The organism is Bradyrhizobium sp. USDA 3311 (assembly GCF_054062495.1).
Window position 1 is genome coordinate 4,609,138 of sequence record NZ_JBSSFI010000001.1, and the last position, 24,782, is coordinate 4,633,919.

14 protein-coding genes are annotated in these 24,782 nt (G+C 65.1%); 13 read left to right on the forward strand and 1 reads right to left on the reverse strand.

Features of this window, described 5'->3' with window-relative positions:
• Nucleotides 1–187 precede the first annotated feature (187 nt).
• The 9 genes from ACVWW6_RS21780 (at nt 188) to ACVWW6_RS21820 (ending at nt 13,837) form a co-directional block, all read left to right on the forward strand.
• Complete coding sequence (locus ACVWW6_RS21780) at nt 188–1,645, forward strand: NAD(P)/FAD-dependent oxidoreductase (RefSeq protein ID WP_182872138.1); 1,458 nt, start codon at nt 188–190, stop codon at nt 1,643–1,645.
• Between the two features lie 83 nt (nt 1,646–1,728).
• Nucleotides 1,729–2,241, forward strand: a complete 513-nt coding sequence (gene msrB / locus ACVWW6_RS21785) for a peptide-methionine (R)-S-oxide reductase MsrB (RefSeq protein ID WP_038967753.1) — start codon at nt 1,729–1,731, stop codon at nt 2,239–2,241.
• A gap of 270 nt (nt 2,242–2,511) precedes the next feature.
• Nucleotides 2,512–4,776 (forward strand): flagellar hook-basal body complex protein, encoded by a 2,265-nt coding sequence (locus ACVWW6_RS21790; RefSeq protein ID WP_456681378.1) that lies wholly within the window; start codon nt 2,512–2,514, stop codon nt 4,774–4,776.
• A 34-nt stretch (nt 4,777–4,810) separates the two neighbouring features.
• Nucleotides 4,811–6,694 (forward strand): flagellar hook-associated protein FlgK, encoded by a 1,884-nt coding sequence (gene flgK, locus ACVWW6_RS21795; RefSeq protein ID WP_060908213.1) that lies wholly within the window; start codon nt 4,811–4,813, stop codon nt 6,692–6,694.
• 21 nt (nt 6,695–6,715) lie between these two features.
• Nucleotides 6,716–8,599, forward strand: a complete 1,884-nt coding sequence (locus tag ACVWW6_RS21800; protein WP_182872135.1) for a flagellar protein — start codon at nt 6,716–6,718, stop codon at nt 8,597–8,599.
• Between the two features lie 71 nt (nt 8,600–8,670).
• Entirely contained in the window at nt 8,671–9,453 is a 783-nt protein-coding gene (locus ACVWW6_RS21805; RefSeq protein ID WP_182872134.1) for a hypothetical protein, read from the forward strand.
• Nucleotides 9,443–11,086: a hypothetical protein gene (locus tag ACVWW6_RS21810; protein ID WP_182872133.1), complete on the forward strand. Its 1,644-nt coding sequence runs from the start codon at nt 9,443–9,445 to the stop codon at nt 11,084–11,086. The genes ACVWW6_RS21805 and ACVWW6_RS21810 overlap by 11 nt, the downstream gene beginning before the upstream one ends.
• Before the next feature lies 1 nt (nt 11,087).
• Nucleotides 11,088–12,341, forward strand: a complete 1,254-nt coding sequence (locus ACVWW6_RS21815; RefSeq protein WP_182872132.1) for an ATP-grasp domain-containing protein — start codon at nt 11,088–11,090, stop codon at nt 12,339–12,341.
• On the forward strand, nt 12,338–13,837 hold the full coding sequence (locus tag ACVWW6_RS21820) for a pyridoxal phosphate-dependent decarboxylase family protein (protein WP_182872131.1): 1,500 nt from the start codon (nt 12,338–12,340) through the stop codon (nt 13,835–13,837). Before ACVWW6_RS21815 ends, ACVWW6_RS21820 begins: the two co-directional genes overlap by 4 nt.
• 103 nt (nt 13,838–13,940) lie before the next feature.
• Here the strand turns inward: ACVWW6_RS21820 and flbT are convergent, their stop codons facing one another.
• Nucleotides 13,941–14,381 (reverse strand): flagellar biosynthesis repressor FlbT, encoded by a 441-nt coding sequence (flbT, locus tag ACVWW6_RS21825; RefSeq protein WP_027548407.1) that lies wholly within the window; start codon nt 14,379–14,381, stop codon nt 13,941–13,943.
• Nucleotides 14,382–14,702: 321 nt separating this feature from the next.
• On the opposite strand from flbT, the gene ACVWW6_RS21830 reads away from it, so the two are divergent.
• From ACVWW6_RS21830 to ACVWW6_RS21845, 4 genes are all read left to right on the forward strand, one after another.
• Nucleotides 14,703–16,976 carry a DUF1522 domain-containing protein gene (locus tag ACVWW6_RS21830; RefSeq protein WP_182872130.1) on the forward strand — a complete coding sequence of 758 codons (2,274 nt, stop codon included), beginning with the start codon at nt 14,703–14,705 and terminating at the stop codon, nt 16,974–16,976.
• 358 nt (nt 16,977–17,334) lie between these two features.
• Nucleotides 17,335–19,608 carry a DUF1522 domain-containing protein gene (locus tag ACVWW6_RS21835; protein ID WP_182872129.1) on the forward strand — a complete coding sequence of 758 codons (2,274 nt, stop codon included), beginning with the start codon at nt 17,335–17,337 and terminating at the stop codon, nt 19,606–19,608.
• 325 nt (nt 19,609–19,933) lie between these two features.
• A complete protein-coding gene (locus ACVWW6_RS21840) occupies nt 19,934–22,207 on the forward strand; it encodes a DUF1522 domain-containing protein (protein ID WP_456681379.1) in 2,274 nt (757 codons plus the stop codon).
• Between the two features lie 217 nt (nt 22,208–22,424).
• Complete coding sequence (locus ACVWW6_RS21845; RefSeq protein WP_456681380.1) at nt 22,425–24,716, forward strand: DUF1522 domain-containing protein; 2,292 nt, start codon at nt 22,425–22,427, stop codon at nt 24,714–24,716.
• Nucleotides 24,717–24,782: the final 66 nt, after the last annotated feature.

A 24,782-nucleotide genomic window follows, 5' to 3' on the forward strand; every position in this document is an offset into this window, starting at 1 on the left:
CGAATCGTTGCACGTCCAGAATAATCTACAGGCGCCGGTTGAGGACAAGGTGACAAGCGCCCGATCGGTCCTTTAAAGCGCGATGAGATTTGGACAACCCCTCATCGCGCTTTAAATTTCTGTTCTGAGCATGATCTTTTCGGAAAACCGCTGCACACTTTTCCGGATCATGCTCTAAGAAAACGATATGAGCGAGACTTTCACAAGCGTGTCCCAGGAAGAAGCCGGCTTTCGCGAGCGCGCGCGGCTGTCGTTCGATCTCGATGCCGATATCTGCGTGATCGGGGCAGGGCTTGCCGGGCTCTCCATTGCACTGGAGGCGGCCCGGCTCGGGGCCAGTGTCGCGGTGCTCGAGGGGCGCCATATCGGCTGGAACGCCTCCGGCAACCAGCTCGGCACCGTGATGCCGGGCTTTGCGCTGCCGCTCACCGACCTGATCGAGCGCATCGGCTTCGAGGACGCGCGCGAATTGTGGACGCTGTCGAAGGAGGGCGCCGAGTTCGTCCGCGCCAACGCCACCGAAGAGAACATGCCGGGGATCGCCCCGAGCGACGGCGTGCTCGAGGTCTCCAACGTCGATACCGGCGACCGGTTGATCAGCCGGTTGCAGATGCTGAATGAGGATTTCGACACCGAGGTCGAGGGCTGGCAGGTCGATCGCGTCCGCGACGTGCTCAAGACTGATCGCTACTTCCACGGCGTGTACTATCCCAAGGCGTTTCAAGTCGACGGCCGCAAATACGTGCATGGTCTTGCGGCGCTGGCGCGGCGGGCCGGCGCCCGCATCTTCGAGGATACGCCGGTGGTCAGCATCGACCATTCCGGCATCCGTAAGCGGATCGTCACGCCGTCGGCGCGGCTGCGCGCGACGCACATCGTGCTCGCCGGCAACATCCATCTCGGCGCGCCCTTGAGGCGCCTGTCGGAGACGCTGCTGCCGGTCTGGCGCTATGCCGGCATCACCGCGCCACTCGGCGAGCGCGTGCACGAGATCATCGCCTTCAAGGGAGCGGTGATGGATTCCGACGGCGTCGATCATTTCCGCATCGTCGACGGCGACCGGCTGATGTGGGAGAGCCCGGAAACCACCTGGGCCGCGCGGCCGCAGCGCTTTACAGGCGGCGTCAGGCGGCGGATCCGGTCGATCTTCCCCCAGTTCGGCAATGTCGAGATCACCGATATGTTCGGCGGCGCGACCGGCCAGACCGTGCACGGCATGCCGCAGATCGGCCAGTTGCGCAAAGGCCTGTGGGTGGCGAGCGGGTTCGGCCGCCAGGGCATGAACACCTCGGCCATGGCCGGGCAGATGATCGCGCGGAGCATCCTGTGGGGCGACGAGCGCTGGCGGCTGTTTTCGCCGTTCGAGCTGGTCTGGGCGGGCGGTGCGACCGGACGGGTCGCGGGTCAATTGGTCGGGATCTGGGGCAGGACGAGCTCCGCCGCCGCAGGCACGCTCGCCCGCTACCGCGAGCGGGCGCGGGTCAAGGACAGGGAACGCGAGGCGCGGCTGGCCGAAGCCAACCGGGCTGCCGGCACCGGTCCGCGCCGTCCGCCGCCGGGTGTACGGCCGCGACCGGCCCCGCCGCCGAAACCCGCGACTGAAGCCTTGGAACCGGCCTCGCACGACGACAGCGTCTCGCAATAAGTTGAGAAAAATCGCGCCTGGACGTGTAACGTCGGCCGCTAGAACCCGTATCTCAGGGCGTGGACTCGCGCACGGAGAATGAGATGTTTGACCGCCGCATCCTGCTAACGACTGTCGCCGGCCTGTTCGGCCTTTCCGCCTTCCGCTGGCTGAGAGGGACACCTGCCGAGGCCGGCGAGAAGGCCGCGGAAACGTTCGAGATCACGAAGACCGAGGCCGAATGGCGTGCCCAGCTCACGCCGCAGCAATACGAGATTTTGCGCAATCACGGCACCGAGCGGCCCGGCTCAAGCCCGCTGCTCAAGGAGCACCGCAAGGGCGTTTTCGCCTGCGCCGGCTGCGACCTGCCGCTGTTTGCGTCCGACACCAAGTTCGAGAGCGGCACTGGTTGGCCGAGCTTCTACCAGCCGATCGAGGGCAATGTCGGTAAGACGGAGGATCGGACCTACGGTATGCTCCGCACCGAGGTGCATTGCCGGCGCTGCGGTGGCCATCTCGGCCACGTCTTCGACGACGGTCCGAAGCCCACTGGATTGCGCTACTGCATCGACGGTTTCGGGCTGGTTTTCCACCCGGCCGCCGCGTCCGCGACGTAGCTCTCGCTGGAGTCATTCCGGAGCGATGCGTGAGCATCGAATCCGGAATCTCGAGATTCCGGGTTCGGTCCTGCGGACCGCCCCGGAATGACCCGATGCCCCGGCAATTGTTGCCGGCCCGGCAATTGTGCCCCGGTCATCCGACCGGGGTCCATTCATTTAAGCCATTGATTTCATAGAAATACCCGCCTTGGCATAGCCCTTGCGACTGTCTCTCCCGACTGCGGCCCTGGTCGACCGGCCGCCGAGATCGGATTTGGAGACAAAGTTATGGGTATCTTCGATGCAATGAACACCTCGGTGGGTGGTCTGCAGGCGCAGTCCTACGCGCTTCAGAACATTTCCGGCAACATCGCGAACTCATCCACCACCGGTTACAAGGGCATCGGGACCAGCTTCGTCGATCTCATCCCGGACGCCTCGGTGCCGAGCAAGCAGGTCGCGGGCGGTGTGACGGCCAACGCGAAAGCGACCATCACCACCCAGGGCACGATCTCGTCCTCCTCCGTCGCGACCAACATGGCGATCACCGGCGACGGCTTCTTCTCGATCCAGAAGGCGACTAGCGTCGTCGACAACTTGCCGCAGTTCGGCGGCGTCACCTACTACACCCGCCGCGGCGACTTCCAGCTCAATTCCAACGGCAATCTGGTCAACGGCGCCGGCTACTACCTGATGGGCGTCACGGTCGACCCGAAGACCGGCAACCCTCAGGGCAACGTGGCGACGGTCCTGAAATTCCAGAACAACTTCATTCCGGCGCAGGCGACCACTTCGATCCAGTACGCGGCGAACCTGCCGACCCAGCCGAACACGGCGGCGAGCTCGACCGCAGCCAGCAAGACGCTGCTGGCGGCTGGCGGCCTGAACCCGTCGGACTTCCAGGCCAACCCGCTGCCGGTGGGCACGCCGCCCGCGCCCTATACCAGCGCGACGGTGTCCGGTGCAGCCGCCACCGGCAACATCCGCTCGGCCTATTCGTCGACGACGGGGACGGGCACGGTTCCGCTCCAGAACAACTCGTCCGCAGTGGCTTCGACCTCCACGTCCCTTGACAACACCGTGGGCACGCATCTCGCCTCCAGCATTCTCACCGCGCTGAGCGGCCAGGTCCTGACGATCAACGGCAGCAACACGATCACCTTCAACGGTGGTACCACCGTCTCGACGGTCGGCAACAACACCACGATCGGTCTCGGCGCAGGCACGACGGCCACGGTGGCCAGCATCCTGAACGCGATCCAGACCGCCGGCGGCGCCGGCGTTACGGCCTCGCTCTCCGCCAGCGGCAACATCCAGATCTCGACCGGCACCGGCACCGACGTGTCGATCGGCAGCGGCACGGCAGCCACGGCGCTCGGCATGAGCAGCGTGACGCGCGGCGGCAACGTGCTGTCCTCGCCCGCGCTCACCGGCGCCACGGTGCTGAGCGGCAGCGCGACCGCCGGCGGCGCCGAGGTGCTCTCGTCCGGCTTTTCGGCAGGCCCGCCCGCCGACACCATCACCGTCAACGGCCAGACGCTGACTTTCATGGCCTCGGGTGCCTCCGGTCCGAACCAGATCAACATCACCGACAACATCACGACCCTGCTCGGCAAGATCGACGCGCTCTCCGGCGCCTCGGGGTCTTCGATCAGCCCCGGCGGCGTGATCACGCTGAACACCGGCACCGTTTCCAACCTGTCGGTGTCCAGCTCCAACAGTGCGGCTTTCGCCGCGCTCGGCTTCACCTCGACCATCACCAAGAACCGCGACGGTGGCGGCACCGCCGGCACCGGCGGCGTGATCGGCAACGACATCGCGACCTTCACCAAGGAATCGATCAGCGGCGGTGCGGTCACCGCCTACAACGCCGCGGGCACGCCGGTGAACCTGCAATTGCGCTGGGCCAAGACCGACAGCGCGTCGCTGGGCACGGGTCATTCCGATACCTGGAACCTGTTCTACCAGACCGATCCGAATGCGACCGGCACGACGGTCGGCTGGGTCAACACCGGGCAGGCCTTCACCTTCGCCGCCGACGGCTCGCTGACCTCGCCGAGCGGTTCGGGCATCACCATCAACAATGTCAGCGTCGGCGGACAGGCGCTCGGCTCGGTCGCCTTCAACATCTCCTCGGGCGGGCTGACGCAATATGCCAGCACCAGCGGCGCGGTGACCATCAACACCATCACCCAGAACGGCTACGCCGCGGGCCAGCTCCGCTCGGTTGCCGTCAACAACAACGGCCTCGTGGTCGGAACCTTCTCCAACGGCCAGAACCTTGACCTCGCACAGGTATCGCTGTCGCACTTCAACGGCACCAATTACCTGAAGGCGCTCGACGGCGGCGCCTATGCCGCGACCGAACAGTCAGGGCCGGCGATCGACGGCGCATCGGGCACCATCAGCGGCTCGTCGCTGGAAGGCTCCAACACGGACATCGCCGACGAATTCACCAAGCTGATCGTGACCCAGCAGGCCTATTCGGCCAACACCAAGGTGATCACGACCGCGAATTCGATGGTGCAGGACCTCCTGAACGTATTGCGCTGATCGGCGCGTGACGTAACCAAAGGCGGCCAGTGATATGGGTTTGAGTTCAGCCCTCGCCAGTGCGATGAGCGGTCTGCGTGCCAACCAGGCCGCGCTCTCGATCGTCTCCTCGAACGTCGCCAACTCGCAGACGCCAGGTTACGTCGTCCAGACGCCGAACCAGATCGAGGTCACCACCGGCGACTTCGGCTCGACGGCGATGACGACCGGCGTCAGCCGGGAGCTCGACAGCTACGTGCTGAACCAGCTGCGCACCGAGACCGGCGGCAGCGGTTACGCCGACCAGATGGCCAACATCCTGAAGCAGCTTCAGAGTGTCTATGGCACGCCCGGCAACAGCGGCACGCTCGAAACCGCGCTGAACAAGTTCACCACCGCGCTGCAGGCGCTGTCGACCAGCGCGGGTGCGTCGTCGGCGCAGACCGTTGCGCTGGGCGCGGCGCAGGCGCTGGCGCAGCAGCTCAACGTCACCACCAAGGGCATTCAGTCGCTGCGCTCCAACGTCGAGCAGGATCTCGGCACCTCGGCGCAGCAGGCCAACGCGTCGATGCAGCAGATCGCCGACATCAACACCAAGCTCCAGGGCCTGTCGGCAAACGACCCCTCGGCCGCGACGCTGATGGACCAGCGCGACCAGGCCATCAACACGCTGTCGAAATATGTCGACGTCCGCGTCACCACCGACGGCTCGAACCAGGCCAACATCTACACCACGACAGGCATCCAGCTCGTCGGCGCCGGGCTCGCCTCGCAATTTACTTTTGCGTCTGCCGGTGCGCTGTCGGCGACCTCGCTCTACAACATGGATCCGGCCAAGTCCGGTGTCGGCGCGTTGAACATCAGGCTTCCGAACGGCTCGCAGGTCGACGTCGTCGCCAACAACGTGGTTTCCTCGGGCCAGATCGCGGCCGACCTCAAGCTGCGCGACCAGACGCTGGTGCAGGCGCAGAACCAGATCGACCAGCTCGCCGCCACGATGTCGAGCGCGCTGTCCGACAAGACCACGGCCGGCAGCACCGTCTCCGGCCCGCCGGCCGGGTTCGACATGGACCTTGCCGGGGCGGCGCCGGGCAACACGGTCAACATCACCTACACGGACACGACGACCAACACGCAGCGCCAGGTCACGCTCGTCAACGTGACCGACCCGGCGGCGCTGCCGCTTCAGAATGCGACCAACGCCAATCCGATGCGGATCGGCGTCAACTTCTCCGGCGGCATGGGCGCGATCGCCTCGGCGCTCAACACCGCGCTGTCAGGCTCGCACCTGTCGTTCTCCGCCGCCCCGTCGCCGGCAACCGCCACGACGCTGCGGGTGACCGACGACAACACCGGCCTCGCCAAGGTCAACTCGTCCTCGATCAGCAAGACGATCTCGTCGTTGACCTCGGGCAACCCGCAACTGGCGGTTTTCACCGACGGCGGACAGGCGCTCTACACCGGCGCGATCACCGCATCGGGCTCGCAGATGACCGGCCTTGCCGGGCGCATCGCGGTGAACACGCAGCTGGTCAGCGATCCCACGCGGCTGTCGGTCTACAACACCTCGCCGGTGACGCCCGCGGGCGACACCACGCGTTCGGACTATCTTTATTCGCAGCTCACCAACGCGGTGTTCTCCTATTCGCCGACGACCGGCCTCGGCTCGGCCAACCAGCCCTTCACCGGCAGCGTTTCGAACTACCTCCAGCAGTTCCTGAGCATCCAGGGCAACGCCGCGACCCAGGCGACCCAGCTCCAGCAGGGCCAGAGCGTCGTGGTCTCGACGCTGCAAGCGAAATTCAACTCGACCTCCAGCGTCAACCTGGACTCGGAGATGTCGAACCTGATCCAGCTCCAGAATGCCTATGCCGCCAACGCTCACGTGATGTCGGTGGTGCAGAGCATGATGAACACGTTGATCCAGGCTCAAGTGTAACAAGTAACAGGGCTCTGAAACATGTCGATCAGCAGCATCAACTACTCCTCGTCGGTTCTCGGCTCGCAGATCCGCAACATCAATCAGCAGCTCACCGACCTGTCGACGCAGCTCTCGACCGGCAAGCTGTCGCAGAACTATTCCGGCATGGGCACCAACGAGGGCTTTGCAATCGCTGGGCGCGCGCAGCTCTCCAACATCGCCGCCTATACCGACACCATCACCAACGTCAACGTCAGCATCAACCTCGCCAATACCGCGCTGCAGTCGCTGACCAAGATCCGCAACACGGTGCAGACGGGCTCCGCCAACACCGCGCAGGATCTCAACGTCAACGGACAGACGGTCGCGCAGAACACCGCTGCCGCCCAGTTCGGCTCGATGGTCGGCGTGCTCAACACGCAGACGGGCAACCGCTATCTGTTCTCCGGAACCGCCGTCAACACGCAGTCGGTCGCGGATGCCGGCGACATCATCAACGGCACCACGACGCAGGCGGGTTTCAAGGCCGTCATGGCGGAGCGCCAGGCCGCCGATCTCGGCGCCAACGGCATGGGCCGGCTGGTGCAGACGCAGCCGACGCCAAGCTCGGTGCAGGTGTCGGAGGACGTCGCGGGATCGCCGTTCGGGCTCAAGATCAAGGCGGTCTCCTCGACGTTGACGGGCGCGACCGTCACCGGCCCGAGCGGCTCGCCGGTGTCGTTCTCCGTCGATCTCAACGGAACCAATCCCAGCAACGGCGACAAGCTGAGCGTCCAGTTCACGCTGCCTGATGGTACGACCGAGCAGATCGACCTGACGGCGTCGACGGCGACGCCGACGCCGCTCGGCAGCTTTGCGATCGATGCAAGCGTCCCGGTTAACCCGAACAATACCGCGGCGAACCTCAACACCGCGCTGAACACCGCGATCAAGAAACTTGCCAACACCTCGCTTGTGGCAGCGTCGGCCGTGACCGCCGGCGACAATTTCTTCAACACGGCCAGCTCTGCGATCGGTACTCCGAAGAGCAACCAGGCGGCTCCGCCCGCACCGATCAGTGGGGCGACGGCGCTGTCCGGCACGAGCCCCTCGGACTCGATCTCGCCGGGCTTCGTCGCCGGCGACACCATCACCGTCAACGGGACCACGCTCACTTTCGTCAGCTCGGGTGCGACCGGCAACCAGCTCAATGTCGGCGACAGCATCCAGACCCTGATGAGCAAGATCGACCAGATCACGGGGACTTCGAAGCCCTCGACGATCCACGGCGGTTCGATCACGATCAACACGGACGATGCGGCGAGCCTGAACATCACGAGCTCGAATACCGGGGCGCTGGGTTCGATCGGTTTCAGCGCGACGCCGGTGACCGCGACGCAGCCGCCGCTGCGCGTCGGCTCCTCGCCAGCGAGCTCGGCGACGACGCTGGTGAATGGCTCGGCCACTACGGTGAAATGGTATCTCGGCAATGACGGGCCCGGTTCGCCGCGCTCCACCGCGATGGCGCGGGTCGACGATTCCGTCACGGTGCAATATGGCGCGCAGGCCGACGAGGATGCGATCCGGCGGCAGTTGCAGGCGATCGCCGTGTTCGGGACGTTCTCGACCTCGCCGACCGGGCAGTATTCGGGCGGGCAGGTCTCGGCGCTGAGCCTGCGGGTGACGCAGGCGCTGACCCAGCAGCCGGGCCAGCAGCGTATCGAGGACATCCAGACCGACATCGCGATGGCCCAGAACACGATGAAGGACGCGAGCACGCGCCAGACCCAGGCCAAGGCGCAGCTCCAGACCATCATCGACCAGGCGGAATCGGCCCCGCCGGACCAGGTCGCGAGCGAGATTCTGGCGCTCCAGAACGCGCTCCAGGCCTCCTACCAGGTGACCTCGAAGCTGGCGCAGCTCTCGCTCGTCAAGTTCCTGTAGGGATGCGTTAAGGCGCCGTTAACCATGCCTGTTTACCTCTTGGTGAGGATTGGAGCGGGGCGGGGCTTTCGATGTCGGACAAGATGCAGCTGGTGGTGGCAACGCCTTGCTTCGGCGGGCAGGTGTCGAGCATCTATGCGAGCTCGATCTTCGCGCTCCAGCGCGCCGTGCACGGCATGTCCAATCTCGAGTTCAAGGTGCTGCTCCGCGACGGCGACGCCCTGATCACGCGCGCGCGGGCCAACCTGGCCGCGATGTTCCTGGACGATCCCAAGGCGACGCATTTCCTGTTCATCGATGCCGATATCGGCTTCAAGCCGGAGCAGGTGTTCCGGCTGATCGAATGCGGCGCCGACGTCGTCGCGGGCTGCTATCCGATCAAGCGGGTCAACTGGGACAAGGCGAAACGCGCGGTCGAGGCGGGCCGCGCCGACGTGCCGGCGGCTTCGCTCGACTACGTGCTCGAGATCGAGGACCCCGACCGCATCGTGGTGGTCAACGGCTTCACCCGCGTGCGCTATGCCGGCACCGGCTTCCTGATGATCCGGCGCCACGTGCTGGAGGCGATGTGCCGCCATCCGAACTACGCCGGCCTGCAATTCTTCCGCGAGCACTCGCACGATACGCTGGCGGCGAGCCAGAACCGGTTCGCGCTGTTCGAATGCATGATCGATCCGGCCACCGGCACCTATCTCTCCGAGGACTTCGCCTTCTGCAAGCGCTGGACCGATATCGGCGGCGAGATCTGGGCCGACATCCAGAGCTCGCTCGACCATGTTGGGCCATCGGTGTTCCACGGCGACATTGCCTCGCAATTCGCGCCGGCGCCCGCGGCGGCGGCCGATGCGGCGTGAGCCTCTCGGGATGAGCGTCGGCGCATCCCGTCTGGCAGACCTGGAGCGAGCGTCCGACGGCGACTCGCGCTACCGCTTGCGCGATCTGTTCACGCCGCTCGACACGCTGCTGGTCTGCGGCGGAGATCCGCGCCTGACGCTCGATCCGAAGGACCGCGTCAACGCCTATGGCTGCGCGGCCTCTCCGGAGCCGGAGATCTGGAATTTCGCCTCCTCGACCGCGTCGGTCATCTCGCAATCGGCCTATGACCGCGCTGCGCTGGCGCGCGAAGAGCTGATGCACAAGTGCCTGTTCGACGAGGTCGAGGTCGCCTTCGATGCGCGCTGCGAGGACATGCGCGAAGAGCTGCGCGGACACCTCCAGGTCTCGCCGCGCGTCGACGTCGTGTTCTCGCCGTCCGGCACCGACTCCCAGCTCCACGCCCTGTTTCTGGCACGCGCGGTGCTCGGCGCCTCGCCGGTGACGATCGTGGTCGGCACGGATCAGACCGGAAGCGGGACGCCCCATACCGCACGCGGGCACCATTTCAGCACGATGACGGCGAGCGGCTTTTCGGTCCGCAAGGACGGTGCGGTGGCGGGGCTCGCCGGCGACAGCGTCGCGGTGCCGCTGCTCGACACGGCGCCCGGCATTGCGATGCGCCCGGATGCGGATGAAGCGGTGCTGCGCGCGGTCGAGACCAGCCTCGCGCAAGGTCGGCGCGTTCTGTTGCAGATCATGGATTCTTCAAAACTCGGCTGGCGCGCGCCGAGCGTGGCCTGCCTCGACGAGATTGCGCGACGCTGGCCCGGCAAGGTCCAAATCGTCGTCGATGCCTGTCAGGCGCGGCTCGGCCGTCGCCGGCTGCGCGGCTATCTCGACCGCGGCTATATGGTGCTGATGACAGGCTCGAAATTTTTCGGCGGCCCCGCCTTCAGCGGTGCGCTGCTGGTGCCGAAAGGCCTGTCGCGCTCGCTCGGCCGGATCGGCGAGATCGCGCCGGGCTTCTTCGATTATGCCGGCCGCAGCGACTGGCCGAAGGCCTGGACGGGGCTGCGCTCGCGCTTCGAGCGCCGGCCGAATTTCGGTCAATGGCTGCGCTGGGAGGCGGCGCTCAGCGAGATCGGCAGCTACTATGCCGTCCCCGGCGCATTCCGCGCCAAGGCGCTGGCCGAGCTCGCGGCCGGCATCGACAGCATGATTGCGCTGTCCCCGTCGCTTCGGGCCGTTCCGGCCGCGATCGGGATGTCCGGGACGGACGACGAGGAATTCGCGCAAGCCACGATCTTTCCGTTCACGCTGCTGCGCGACGGCAAGCCGGTCTCCATCGCCGAGACCGGCGCCGTGCATCGCGCCCTGGCCCGTGACATGAACGGCGACATCGACGGCAGTGCGGCGGATCGGCAGGTTGCCGCGCAACGCTGCCTCGTCGGCCAGCCAGTACGGTTTGACCAGCCGGACGGCAAGCCGCAGGCCGCGCTGCGGCTGTGCGTCGGCGCGCGGCTCGTCACCGAAGCCTGGTCCGCGGACGCCGCGCAAGCGCAACGCAATTTGCAGCATATCCTCGATCGCATCGCCCACGCTGTGGTGAAGATCGAGCTGCTGCTTGACAGTGCCGCGGCTGCGCCGGGAAAGCCTGTGTTCGAGGTCTAAGATGTTGCATCCTGTTTCAGCGCCGAACGGCGCGACGGCGCCGGACTATTCCGACCGCATCGGCTTTGCGCAGTTGACGCGCCGGGCCTTCGAGGGCGGCGATCTGCATCCGTTGCGCGAGCGGCTTCTGGCGCGGATCGCGGAAGGGACGGCGGAGGCGGGCGAAGGCCTGGATCTGTCGCTGATCGCCCAGCTCCTCGGAGAGAAGGAGGCCGGGCTCGTGATCCAGACCGAGGTGCTCGCCTTCCACCAATTGTTTCGTACGCCTTGCGCGGTTGCGAAGCCCCGCCTGCGCGTGCTCGCGCTGGCGGCCGATATCGACATGGGCGGCAACACGCCGATCGAGTTTCTGCTCGAAGGCTCCGATATCGAGCTGTTGACGCTCTACGTGGTCAAAGGCGTCGGCCTGCCGGAGACATTGCCTGATCACGACGTCGCCATCGTGGTCGCATCCGATTCCGAGGAATGCCGGGAGGCGCTCGCCGTCATCGAACGGGCCGCGCCGCACTGGCCGCGGCCGTTGCTCAATCGCCCCGAGCTCATCGGCAATCTCGATCGCGACAAGCTGTACCGGCTGTTGGCGGGCATTCCCCGTCTCGACATTCCCGCGACCGTCCATGTGACGCGCGCGCAATTGTCGGATCTTTCGGAAGGGAAGATCGCCTGCAAGGACATCGTGAGCGAACTGCACTTTCCGATGATCGTGCGGCCGCGCGGCACGCATGCCGGTGTCGGGCTCGCGAAGATCGACGATGCTGCGGCGCTCGCGGCCTATCTCTCTGATCGGCAGGAGCAGGACTTCTTCGTCGCGCGCTTCGTCAACTACGCGAGCCCCGACGGGCTTTACCGCAAATACCGTCTTACCATGGTCGAAGGCAAACCCTACGCCTGCCACATGGCGATCGCCGACCGCTGGGACATCTGGTATCTCAACGCCTACATGGCGTTTAGTGAAGAGAAGCGAGCTGAAGAAGCCGCCTTCATGCTCGAGTTCGATCATGCATTTGCCGCGCGTCATCGCCACGCGCTCGACGAGATGAGCCGGCGCGTCGGCCTCGACTATTTCATCGTCGATTGCGCCGAGAATCAGGACGGCGAGCTGCTGGTGTTCGAGGCCGACAACACCGCCGTCGTGCACAACATGGATCCGCCGGCCGTGTTTCCATACAAGCCGCCGCAGATGCGCAAGATCTTTGCCGCGTTCACGGCAATGCTGTCGCGGCACGCAAGGGCCGGCGAGGAGAGTGCAGCATGAACGAGATCGTCCGCAAGACGCAAGCCGCCGCCACTGACACCTCGCTCGATCCGCAGGACTGGAGCGCGTTTCGTGCGCTCGCCCATCGCATGCTGGACGAGACGATCGACGGCATCGCCAACATTCGTGCGCGTCCGGTGTGGCAGCCGATCCCCGATGACGCCCGCGCGGCATTCAAGGCCGACGTGCCACGCGAGGCAAGCGATCTCGCCGATGTCTATCGCGAATTCGTCGAGCATGTCGCGCCCTATGCGACCGGCAACGTCCACCCCGGCTTCATGGGCTGGGTGCATGGCGGCGGCACTGCGGTCGGCATGCTCGCGGAAATGCTCGCCGCTGGCCTCAACGCCAATCTCGGCGGCCGCGACCACATGCCCATCGAGGTCGAGCGCCAGATCGTCGACTGGATGCGCCGCCTGTTCGCCTTCCCGGAGAGTGCGAGCGGCATCTTCGTCACGGGCACGTCGATGGCCAATCTGATGGCGGTGCTGGTGGCGCGTACCAGCGCACTCGGTACGCTGGCGCGGCAGTACGGCATCGGCAATGACGGCGCGCTGCTCACCGCCTACACGTCGCGTGCCGCGCATGGCTGTATTTCGCGAGCGATGGACATTGCCGGTCTCGGCACCGATGCGCTGCGCAAGATCGACGTCGATGCCGATCATCGCATCGATGTCGCCGCGCTGCGTGCGCAGATCGCCGTCGATCGCGAGGTTGGCTTCAAGCCGTTCCTCGTCGTCGCCTCCGCAGGCACGGTCGATATCGGCGCGATCGACGACCTCAAGGCCGTCGCGGAGCTGTGCCGCGAGGAAGGAATCTGGTTTCACGTCGACGGCGCGTTCGGCGCGCTCGCGATCCTGGCGCCCGAGCTCGCGCCGCTGCTCGGCGGCATCGAGCTTGCGGATTCCATTGCGCTCGATTTCCACAAATGGGGACAGGTGCCCTACGACGCCGGCTTCCTGCTGGTGCGCGACGGCGAGCAGCACCGGCAGGCCTTTGCGCAGCCGGCGGCCTATCTGAGCCGCGAGGCGAGGGGGCTTGCGGCGGGCACGGTCTGGCCCTGCGATCTCGGCCCCGATCTGTCGCGCGGCTTCCGCGCGCTGAAGACCTGGTTCACGCTGAAGACGTTCGGCACCGACCGGCTGGGCACGGTGATCGCGCGAAGCTGCGCACTGGCAAAATATCTGGAAGCGCGCGTGCTGGCCGAGCCGCGGCTGGAATTGCTGGCGCCGGTGAACCTCAACATCGTCTGCTTCCGTTACCGCGCCAATGATGCGGTCAATCGCGAGATCGTCGCTGATGTCCAGGAATCCGGCATCGCTGCGCCATCGGGCACCACGCTGGACGGCAAGTTCGCGATCCGCGCCGCGATCGTCAATCACCGCACCGACGAGACGGACATCGATGCGCTGATTGCGGCGGTGCTGGATTTTGGCGCACGGCGGGTTGGCGAGGGAGTGATCGAGGTCGAGGCGCCGCCGCTCGCGGGGCAGTAGCATCGATGCATGGCCGAAACGACAACGGCCCCGGAGGCGATCCGGGGCCGTTGTCGTTGGGCAGCGTTGGCGTTCGCGCGGCTCGGCCGCGCGAACGCCGTGATCAGGCGGCGGTGCTGACGTCGTCCTTGTCCGCTTCCGCCTTGGGATGCGTGGCCTCGTACTGGCCTCGCAGCTTCTCCTCATAGGCGATCAGCTTGCGGGCATCTTTCAGCGCCCGGTAGAGGTCGCCGTTCAGGATGTTGTTGTTGATGCCTTCGATGATCGGCCAGGAGCTCGGCACCGCGGTGACGATGTCCCGCACGAGGTTGAAATAGGTGCCGTGCTGGGTCTGCGGATCCGGCGAGATATACATGAGCTGGACCGCCAGATAGACGAGCTTGGCGGGCGTGTTTGCAGTTTCCGGGGTGAGGATGTCGCGCTCGCGCAGGATCGGCACGTTCTCGCCGTCGATCAGGAGGCGGGCGCGCTGGTCCGTGTTGGTGATCACCGAGTTGCCGACGATGATGCGTTCGTGCGGTTTGAGCTCGACCTTGAGAGCCATGCCTGTTCTCCATCAACGCTTTCGTAACCGAGCGCTCGTTGCGGCTTATCAGGGCGTGATTCTCGCTCGGAATTAGTTAACGAGCTGTAAATCTCCCGCATTTGCGCGAAAAAACTCAATCTTCCCAACGCCATGTCCGTGCGGCGGCGCGGCGACGTGCGGGGCTTCCCCCGGCCGAATCACGCGGCGTTCGGCAAAAGCACGGGTTTCATTTCATGTTTCGTTAGAGGTCTCGACGCCAGGGTCCGCCGGTCGCTGGGTCAATCTCGATCCAAGCAGACGCGTAACAGTAGCGTCGTTTACCAGAAGGGTAACAGAGTCATGTCCGGTATCGTCCTCTCCGCATCGGTTCGTCAGAACCTCCTCTCCCTCCAGTCCACCGCCGACCTCCTCGCCACCACGCAGAACCGTCTGTCGACCGGCAAGAGCGTCAACTCGGCCCTGGACAATCCCACCAACTTCTTCACCGCCCAGTCGCTCGACAACCGCGCCAGCGACATCAACAATCTGCTCGATGGCATCGCCAACGGCGTGCAGGTGCTGCAGGCTGCCAACACTGGTATCACCTCGCTGCAGAAGCTGATCGACTCCGCGAAGTCGATCGCCAACCAGGCGCTGCAGACGACCGTCGGTTACTCCACCAAGTCGAACGTCTCCGCCACGATCTCCGGTGCGACCGCGGCCGATTTGCGCGGCACGACGTCCTTTGCCAGCGCGACGGCGCTCGGCAATGTGCTGTACAACGGCACGGCCGGCGGCACCACCGCGGCAGGTTCGTCCGCCACGCTCGGCGCAAGCCAGGGCTCGTTCGCGGGCACCGGGGGTCTTGCGGCTGACGGTACGACCGGCATCTCGTCGGCCACCACGCTGCTCGGCACCACCGCCAGCGGCAAGCTGACCACCGCTCCGACCGATGGCGACACGCTGACGGTGAACGGCAAGACCATCACCTTCCGTTCCGGCACTGCGCCGGCTTCGAGCGCCGTTCCGAGCGGTTCTGGTGTCAGCGGTCATCTCGTCACCGACGGCGGCGGCAACACCACGATCTATCTCGGTGACACCGCCACGACTTCGACGCTGGCGACCGTGGGCGACATTCTGGCCGCGATCGACCTCGCCAGCGGTGTCAAGACCGCGACGATCTCCGCCGGTGCTGCGACCATCGGTGCCGCCTCCGGCGCATCGCCGTCGACTGCCGCCGCGGGCGTTGTGACGCTCAAGAGCTCGGCTGGTGCCGATCTGTCCCTGACGGGCAAGGCTGACTTCCTGAAGGAGCTCGGTCTGACGGGTGCGACGGGCGGCGGAAATGTCACGGTGACTGCGACCCGCACGACCAGCGCGGGCTCCCTGAGCACGCTGATCTCGGACGGCTCCTCGCTGAATGTCGATGGCCACGTCATCACCTTCAAGAACGCCCCGGTTCCGGGATCGAGCAACGCTCCGGCGATCCCGAGCGGCTTCGGTGTCAGTGGCAATGTCCTGACCGACGGCAACGGCAACTCGACGGTCTATCTGCAGTCCGGCACGGTTGCCGACGTGCTGAACGCAATCGACCTTGCCACCGGCGTGCAGACCTCCTCGATCGCGGCCAACGGCACGGCGACGCTGAGCCCCGCAACCGGTCAGATCGCCTCGTCGATCAACGCCTCCGGCCAGCTCAAGCTGTCCACCGGCGTCAACGCCGACCTGTCGATCACCGGCACCGGCAATGCGCTGAACGTGCTTGGACTTGCCGGCAACACCGGCACGGCAACCGCCTTCACCGCGGCTCGCACCTCCGGCATCGGCGGCCTCAGCGGCAAGACCTTGACCTTCTCCTCCTTCAACGGCGGCACGGCGGTCAACGTCACCTTCGGCGACGGCACCAACGGCACGGTCAAGACGCTCGATCAGCTCAACTCCGCGCTTCAGGCCAACAACCTGACGGCGACGATCGACGCCAACGGCCTGCTGACGGTTTCCACCACCAACGACTACGCGTCCTCGACCATCGGTTCGAGCGCCGCGGGTGGTGCGATCGGCGGTACGCTGACGACGGCGCTGACCTTCTCGACGGCTTCCACCCCCGTCCAGGACACGGTTGCGCAGACCTCTCGTGCCAACCTCGTCAACCAGTACAACAACATCCTGAACCAGATCGACACGACCTCGCAGGACTCCTCGTTCAACGGCGTCAACCTCTTGAACGGCGATCAGCTCAAGCTGGTGTTCGACGAGACCGGCAAGTCGAACCTCAGCATCACGGGCGTGACCTACAACTCCAAGGGTCTCGGCCTTGCTGCGCTGACCAGCGGTGTCGACTTCATCGACAACGCTGCCACCAACAAGGTGCTGACCAACCTGAACGCCGCGTCGAGCACGCTGCGCTCGGAAGCTTCGGCGCTCGGTTCGAACCTGTCCGTGGTGCAGGTGCGTCAGGACTTCAACAAGAGCCTGATCAACGTGCTGCAGACCGGCTCGTCCAACCTGACGCTGGCCGACACCAATACCGAAGCGGCCAACAGCCAGGCGCTGTCGACCCGCCAGTCGATCGCGGTCTCCGCGCTGTCGCTGGCCAACCAGTCGCAGCAGAGCGTGCTGCAGCTGCTCCGCTAACAAGCGGCAGACATCGCAAAACCAATATGGCGGCGGGGCTTCGGCCCCGCCGCTTTCTTTTGTGCCGGCATCAGACTGCCGCTCGGCTGATGAAAGCGATGCATTCCGGTACAGCGAATTGCTCACTCTGAGTTATGGTTGACAAGTGGCAAACGCTTCATCGGTGTATCAAAAAGCATCATCCGATCATGACGATACGGCGAAGCCAGATGCAGCGTCGATCGCCCATATGGTGAATCCCGACAAGGACTGCCGCGACACGCTTCATGCTTTGTTAGCCCTCCGCGTTCACCGTCCCGAGCATCGATTAATCCTAATCGAAGTTTTGTTGCGTTGCGTACCAGAAGGGTAACACTCAATGTCCGGTATCGTTCTCTCTTCCTCGGTTCGTCAGAACCTGCTCTCCCTCCAGTCCACCGCTGATCTTCTCGCCACCACGCAGAGCCGCCTGTCGACCGGCAAGAGCGTCAACTCGGCCCTGGACAATCCCACCAACTTCTTCACCGCACAGTCGCTCGACAACCGCGCCAGCGACATCAACAATCTGCTCGACGGCATTGCCAACGGCGTGCAGGTGCTGCAGGCCGCCAACACCGGCATCACCTCGCTGCAGAAGCTGATCGATTCCGCGAAGTCGATCGCCAACCAGGCGCTGCAGACCACCGTCGGCTATTCCACGAAGTCCAACGTCTCCACCACCATCTCGGGTGCGACGGCGGCCGATTTGCGCGGCACGACGTCCTTTGCCAGTGCGACGGCGCTCGGCAATGTGCTGTACAACGGCACGGCCGGCGGCACCACCGCGGCAGGTTCGTCCGCCACTATCGGTGCGAGCCAGGGCTCGTTCGCGGGCACCGGGGGTCTTGCGGCTGACGGTACGACCGGCATCTCGTCGGCCACCACGCTGCTCGGCACCACCGCGAGCGGCAAGCTGACCACCGCTCCGACCGATGGCGACACGCTGACGGTGAACGGCAAGACCATCACCTTCCGTTCCGGCACTGCGCCGGCTTCGAGCGCCGTTCCGAGCGGTTCTGGTGTCAGCGGTCATCTCGTCACCGACGGCGGCGGCAACACCACGATCTATCTCGGTGACACCGCCACGACTTCGACGCTGGCGACTGTGGGCGACATTCTGGCCGCGATCGACCTCGCCAGCGGTGTCAAGACCGCGACGATCTCCGCCGGTGCTGCGACCATCGGTGCTGCCTCCGGCGCATCGCCGTCGACTGCTGCCGCGGGCGTTGTGACGCTCAAGAGCTCGGCTGGTGCCGATCTGTCCCTGACGGGCAAGGCTGACTTCCTGAAGGAGCTCGGTCTGACGGGTGCGACGGGCGGCGGAAATGTCACGGTGACTGCGACCCGCACGACCAGCGCGGGCTCCCTGAGCACGCTGATCTCGGACGGCTCCTCGCTGAATGTCGATGGCCACGTCATCACCTTCAAGAACGCCCCGGTTCCGGGATCGAGCAACGCTCCGGCGATCCCGAGCGGCTTCGGTGTCAGTGGCAATGTCCTGACCGACGGCAACGGCAACTCGACGGTCTATCTGCAGTCCGGCACGGTTGCCGACGTTCTGAACGCAATCGACCTTGCCACCGGCGTGCAGACCTCCTCGATCGCGGCCAACGGCACGGCGACGCTGAGCCCCGCAACCGGTCAGATCGCCTCGTCGATCAACGCCTCCGGCCAGCTCAAGCTGTCCACCGGCGTCAACGCCGACCTGTCGATCACCGGCACCGGCAATGCGCTGAACGTGCTTGGACTTGCCGGCAACACCGGCACGGCAACCGCCTTCACCGCGGCTCGCACCTCCGGCATCGGCGGCCTCAGCGGCAAGACCTTGACCTTCTCCTCCTTCAACGGCGGCACGGCGGTCAACGTCACCTTCGGCGACGGCACCAACGGCACGGTCAAGACGCTCGATCAGCTCAACTCCGCGCTTCAGGCCAACAACCTGACGGCGACGATCGACGCCAACGGCCTGCTGACGGTTTCCACCACCAACGACTACGCGTCCTCGACCATCGGTTCGAGCGCCGCGGGTGGTGCGATCGGCGGTACGCTGACGACGGCGCTGACCTTCTCGACGGCTTCCACCCCCGTCCAGGACACGGTTGCGCAGACCTCTCGTGCCAACCTCGTCAACCAGTACAACAACATCCTGAACCAGATCGACTCGACTGCGCAGGACTCCTCGTTCAACGGTGTCAACCTCTTGAACGGCGATCAGCTCAAGCTGGTGTTCGACGAGACTGCAAAGTCCAGCCTGAGCATCACGGGCGTGACCTACAACTCCAAGGGTCTCGGCCTCGCCGCGCTGACCAGCGGTGTCGACTTCATCGACAACGCTGCCACCAACAAGGTGCTGACCAACCTGAACTCGGCGTCGAGCACGCTGCGCTCGGAAGCTTCGGCGCTCGGTTCGAACCTGACGATCGTGCAGGTTCGTCAGGACTTCAACAAGAACCTGATCAACGTGCTGCAGACCGGTTCGTCCAACCTGACGCTGGCCGACACCAACGTCGAGGCGGCCAACAGCCAGGCGCTGTCGACCCGCCAGTCGATCGCGGTCTCCGCGCTGTCGCTGGCCAACCAGTCGCAGCAGAGCGTGCTGCAGCTGCTCCGCTAACAAGCGGCAGACATCGCAGGCAAGATCCGGCGGCGGGGCTTCGGCCCCGCCGTTTTTTCTTTTATCGCTCGAGATTTTGAGAGGGCAGGCGACACTCCGAAAAGTAACCAGCGGTTATGGTTAATGGAACGTAAGCGCAAAAAATTGCCAATGATTTCAGGCTGATTGCCATCTCACTCTGCGCTTCCCACCCGCTTATGGTGAACCGGCGCTTATGCAGGCGAGGTTCGTTTCACCCTTTGTTAGCCATGTCGCGGCACGCTGGCCGCGTCACTCGATCCAGAAGCGATCGAACGAAGACGCGTAAGCCAGAAGGGTAAGAGTCATGTCCGGTATTGTTCTCTCTGCGTCGGTTCGTCAGAACCTGCTCTCTCTCCAGTCCACCGCTGATCTTCTCGCCACCACACAGAACCGTCTGTCGACCGGCAAGAGCGTCAACTCGGCCCTGGACAATCCCACCAACTTCTTCACCGCGCAGTCGCTCGACAACCGCGCCAGCGACATCAACAACCTGCTTGATGGCATTGCCAACGGCGTGCAGGTGCTGCAGGCGGCCAACACCGGCCTGACCTCGCTGCAGAAGCTGATCGACTCCGCGAAGTCGATCGCCAATCAGGCGCTGCAGACCACGGTCGGCTACTCCACCAAGTCGAACGTCTCCACCACGATCGCGGGTGCGACCGCGGCCGATTTGCGCGGCACGACGAGCTTCGCCAGCGCGACGGCGAGCAGTAACGTGCTGTACAACGGCACGGCCGGCGGCACCACCGCGGCAGGTTCGTCCACCACCCTCGGTGCGAGCCAGGGCTCGTTTGCGGGTACCGGGGGTCTTGCGGCTGACGGTACGACCGGCATCTCGTCGGCCACCACGCTGCTCGGCACCACCGCGAGCGGCAAGCTGACCACCGCTCCGACGGATGGCGACACGCTGACGGTGAACGGCAAGACCATCACCTTCCGCACCGGCACTGCGCCGGCTTCGAGCGCCGTTCCGAGCGGTTCTGGTGTCAGCGGTCATCTCGTCACCGACGGCAGCGGCAACACCACGATCTATCTCGGTGACACCGCCACGACTTCGACGCTGGCGACCGTGGGCGACATTCTGGCCGCGATCGACCTCGCCAGCGGTGTCAAGACCTCGACGATCTCCGCCGGTGCTGCGACTATCGGTGCCGCCTCCGGCGCATCGCCGTCGACTGCCGCTGCGGGCGTCGTGACGCTCAAGAGCTCGGCCGGTGCCGATCTGTCCGTGACGGGCAAAGCCGACTTCCTGTTTGAGCTCGGTCTGACGGGGGCGACGGGTGGTGGCAATGCCACCGTGACTGCGACCCGCACGACCAGTGCCTCCTCACTCGGCTCGCTGCTGCAAGATGGCTCGTCGCTGAATGTCGATGGCCACGTCATCACCTTCAAGAACGCGCCGGTCCCTGGCTCGAGCAACGCCCCCGCAGTTCCGAGCGGCTTCGGTGTCAGCGGCAACGTCCTGACCGACGGCAACGGCAACTCGACGGTCTATCTGCAGACCGGAACCATTGCCGACGTGCTGAAAGCGATCGACTTTGCCACCGGCGTGCAGACCTTCTCGCTGAACGGCAGCGGTGGCGGCACGCTCGCGACCGCGGTCGGGCAGGCTGCATCGACGATCAATACGTCTGGTCAGCTCAAGCTCTCGACCGGCATCAATGCCGACCTGTCGATCACCGGCACCGGCAATGCGCTGAACGTGCTCGGCCTCGCCGGCAACACCGGGACTGCGACCGCGTTCTCGGCGGCGCGCACCTCCGGGATCGGCGGCATCGCCGGCAAGACCTTGACCTTCACCTCCTTCAACGGCGGCACGGCGGTCAACGTCACCTTCGGCGACGGCACCAACGGCACGGTCAAGACGCTCGATCAGCTCAACACCAAGCTTCAGGCCAATAACCTGGCAGCGACGATCGACGCCAACGGCCTGCTGACCATCACGGCCTCCAACGACTACGCATCCTCGACGCTCGGCTCGACGACCGCCGGCGGAGCGATCGGCGGCACGCTGACGTCGGCACTGACGTTCTCGACGGCTTCCAACCCCGTCCAGGATGGCGTTGCGCAGACGGCCCGTGCCAACCTGGTGTCTCAGTACAACAACATCCTGAACCAGATCGACACGACCTCGCAGGACTCCTCGTTCAACGGTGTCAACCTGCTCAATGGCGATCAGCTCAAGCTGGTGTTCGACGAGACCGGCAAGTCGAGCCTGAACATCACCGGCGTGACCTACAACTCCAAGGGTCTGGGCCTCGCCGCGCTGACCGTCGGCGTCGACTTCATCGACAACGCCGCAGCCAACAAGGTGCTGACCAATTTGAACGCCGCGTCGAGCACGCTGCGCTCGGAGGCGTCCAGCCTCGGCTCGAACCTCTCGGTGGTGCAGATCCGTCAGGACTTCAACAAGAACCTGATCAACGTGCTGCAGACCGGCTCGTCCAACCTGACGCTGGCAGACACCAACGTCGAGGCGGCCAACAGCCAGGCGCTGTCGACCCGCCAGTCGATCGCGGTCTCCGCGCTGTCGCTGGCCAACCAGTCGCAGCAGAGCGTGCTCCAGCTGCTCCGCTAGTAAGTAGCGGAAATAACTTGGTAAAATAGAGCGGCGGGGTTTTGTGCCCCGCCGCTTTTTTGCGTCCGGAGGCGGGCAGGGGCGTTCATTCGCCATTAACCCTATCGCTTAAACCGGCGTTAACCATACTTTAAAGGACACCTCCTAAAACTGGACCAAAGCCCGCTTTCGAGACCGCGCGGCCGATTCGTATCCGGTTCAAGAGGAAGACTCGCCAATGTCCAACATCGTTCTCTCGGCGTCAGTTCGCCAGAACCTGTTGTCGCTGCAGTCGACGGCCGACTTGCTGGCCACGACGCAGGAGCGGCTGTCAACCGGCAAGAAGGTCAACACGGCGCTCGACAATCCCACCAACTTCTTCACCGCGCAGGGGTTGGACAACCGGGCGAGCGACATCAGCAACCTGCTCGACGGCATCAACAACGGTGTGCAGGTGCTCCAGGCCGCCAACACCGGCATCACCTCGCTGCAAAAGTTGATCGACAGCGCGAAATCGATCGCCAACCAGGCGCTGCAGACCACGGTCGGTTACTCCACCAAGTCGAACGTCTCCACCACGATTCCCGGTGCGACACCCGCCGATCTGCGCGGAACGACCTCCTACGCGAGCGCAACCGCCAACAGCAACGTGCTCTATACCGGTGCAGCCGGTGGCGTGACCCCGGTGACGGGGACTGCCGCGCTCGGCGCCTCACTGGGTTCGAACGCGGGCTCGGCGGTCGGTTTTGCCGCGACCGCCGCCGACGGCACCACCGTACTGTCAGGTACCGCCACGCTGCTCGGCACCACGGCATCCACCATCTTCGGCGCGCCCCCCGCGGACGGCGACACCATCACGGTGAACGGCAAGACCATCACCTTCCGCACCGGGATCCCGCCGACGACGCAGCCGACCGGCTGGGGTCTCGACGCCAGTGGACACATCGCCACCGACGGCAATGGCAACTCGATCGTCTATGAGGGAACCGCGGTTGCGCCCAGGGCGACCGTCAACGACGTCCTCAGCGCGATTGACCTCGCCAGCGGCGTCAAGACCGCAACGATCAGCGCAGGCGCGGCGGCCATCGCTGTCAGCGGTTCGACCGGTCCCATCGGTACGCTTCAGGTGGCATCGTCCATCTCGGGCGGCGGCCAGGTCACGCTGAAGAGCTCGACCGGCGCCGATCTGAGCGTGACCGGCAAGGCTGATTTCCTCAACAAGCTCGGTCTGACCACGGCGACCGGCGCAGGCAATGCGAACGTGACCGCGAACCGGTCGACGACCGCGGGCTCGCTGGGCACCCTGGTCCAGGACGGCTCGACGCTGAACATCGATGGTCACACCATCACCTTCAAGAACGCCCAGACGCCACAGTCGGCGGCCAGCGTGACCTCGGGTGGCGTCAACGGCAACATCGTCACGGACGGCAACGGCAACTCGACCGTCTATATCCAGAGCGCGACGCTCACCGACCTGCTCAACTCGATCGACCTTGCCACCGGCGTCAAGACCGCCAGCATCTTCAACGGCGCGGCGTCGCTGACGACCACTGCGGGCCAGATCCCGTCGTCGGTCAACAGCAGCGGCCAACTTGCGCTCTCCACCGGCATCAACGCCGATCTGTCGATCACCGGCACCGGCAACGCGCTCCACGCGTTCGGCCTCAGCGGCAACACGGGAACGGCGACCGCCTTCACCGCGGCGCGCACCTCCGGTGTTGGCGGTGTCAGCGGCAAGACGCTGACCTTCACTTCCTTCAACGGCGGCACGCCGGTGAACGTCACCTTCGGCGACGGCACCAACGGCACCGTCAAGACGCTCGACCAGCTCAATGCGCAGCTTCAGGCGAACCATTTGACGGCGACGATCGACGCCAATGGCTTGCTGACGGTGACCACCGTCAATGAATATGCTTCCTCGACGCTCGGTTCGACAACTGCGGGCGGCACGGTCGGCGGCACGATCACCGGCATTCTGGCCTTCACCACCGCGCAGCCGCCGGTCCAGGATCCCGTCGCGCAGACGGCGCGCTCGAACCTGGTCAACCAGTTCAACAACATTCTGGCGCAGATCGACACGACGTCGCAGGACTCCTCCTTCAACGGCGTCAACCTGCTCAACGGCGACACGCTGAAGCTCGTCTTCAACGAAACCGGCAGCTCCACGCTCGGCATCAACGGCGTGGTGTTCAACGCGGCAGGTCTCGGCCTCAGCAACCTCGTCAACGGCGTCGACTTCATCGACAACGGCGCCACCAACAAGGTGCTGACCAGCCTGAACGCGGCCTCGAGCACGCTGCGCTCGGAAGGTTCGGCGCTCGGTTCGAACCTCTCGATCGTGCAGGTGCGTCAGGACTTCTCCAAGAATCTGATCAACGTGCTGCAGACCGGCTCATCGAACCTGACGCTCGCCGACACCAATGAGGAAGCGGCCAACAGCCAGGCGCTCTCGACCCGCCAGTCGATCGCGGTCTCCGCGCTGTCGCTCGCCAACCAGTCGCAGCAGAGCGTGCTGCAGCTGCTCCGCTAATTTCGCAGCGCAAGACCGCTACTCGAGATATCGCGGCGGGGCTAACGCTCCGCCGTTCTTTTTACG

Bases quoted from the DNA above. Each gene is read 5' to 3' on its own strand.
- ACVWW6_RS21780 (WP_182872138.1), top strand. From the start codon at position 188: ATGAGCGAGACTTTCACAAGCGTGTCCCAGGAAGAAGCCGGCTTTCGC.
- msrB (WP_038967753.1), top strand. From the start codon at position 1,729: ATGTTTGACCGCCGCATCCTGCTAACGACTGTCGCCGGCCTGTTCGGC.
- ACVWW6_RS21790 (WP_456681378.1), top strand. From the start codon at position 2,512: ATGGGTATCTTCGATGCAATGAACACCTCGGTGGGTGGTCTGCAGGCG.
- flgK (WP_060908213.1), top strand. From the start codon at position 4,811: ATGGGTTTGAGTTCAGCCCTCGCCAGTGCGATGAGCGGTCTGCGTGCC.
- ACVWW6_RS21800 (WP_182872135.1), top strand. From the start codon at position 6,716: ATGTCGATCAGCAGCATCAACTACTCCTCGTCGGTTCTCGGCTCGCAG.
- ACVWW6_RS21805 (WP_182872134.1), top strand. From the start codon at position 8,671: ATGTCGGACAAGATGCAGCTGGTGGTGGCAACGCCTTGCTTCGGCGGG.
- ACVWW6_RS21810 (WP_182872133.1), top strand. From the start codon at position 9,443: ATGCGGCGTGAGCCTCTCGGGATGAGCGTCGGCGCATCCCGTCTGGCA.
- ACVWW6_RS21815 (WP_182872132.1), top strand. From the start codon at position 11,088: ATGTTGCATCCTGTTTCAGCGCCGAACGGCGCGACGGCGCCGGACTAT.
- ACVWW6_RS21820 (WP_182872131.1), top strand. From the start codon at position 12,338: ATGAACGAGATCGTCCGCAAGACGCAAGCCGCCGCCACTGACACCTCG.
- flbT (WP_027548407.1), bottom strand. From the start codon at position 14,381: ATGGCTCTCAAGGTCGAGCTCAAACCGCACGAACGCATCATCGTCGGC.
- ACVWW6_RS21830 (WP_182872130.1), top strand. From the start codon at position 14,703: ATGTCCGGTATCGTCCTCTCCGCATCGGTTCGTCAGAACCTCCTCTCC.
- ACVWW6_RS21835 (WP_182872129.1), top strand. From the start codon at position 17,335: ATGTCCGGTATCGTTCTCTCTTCCTCGGTTCGTCAGAACCTGCTCTCC.
- ACVWW6_RS21840 (WP_456681379.1), top strand. From the start codon at position 19,934: ATGTCCGGTATTGTTCTCTCTGCGTCGGTTCGTCAGAACCTGCTCTCT.
- ACVWW6_RS21845 (WP_456681380.1), top strand. From the start codon at position 22,425: ATGTCCAACATCGTTCTCTCGGCGTCAGTTCGCCAGAACCTGTTGTCG.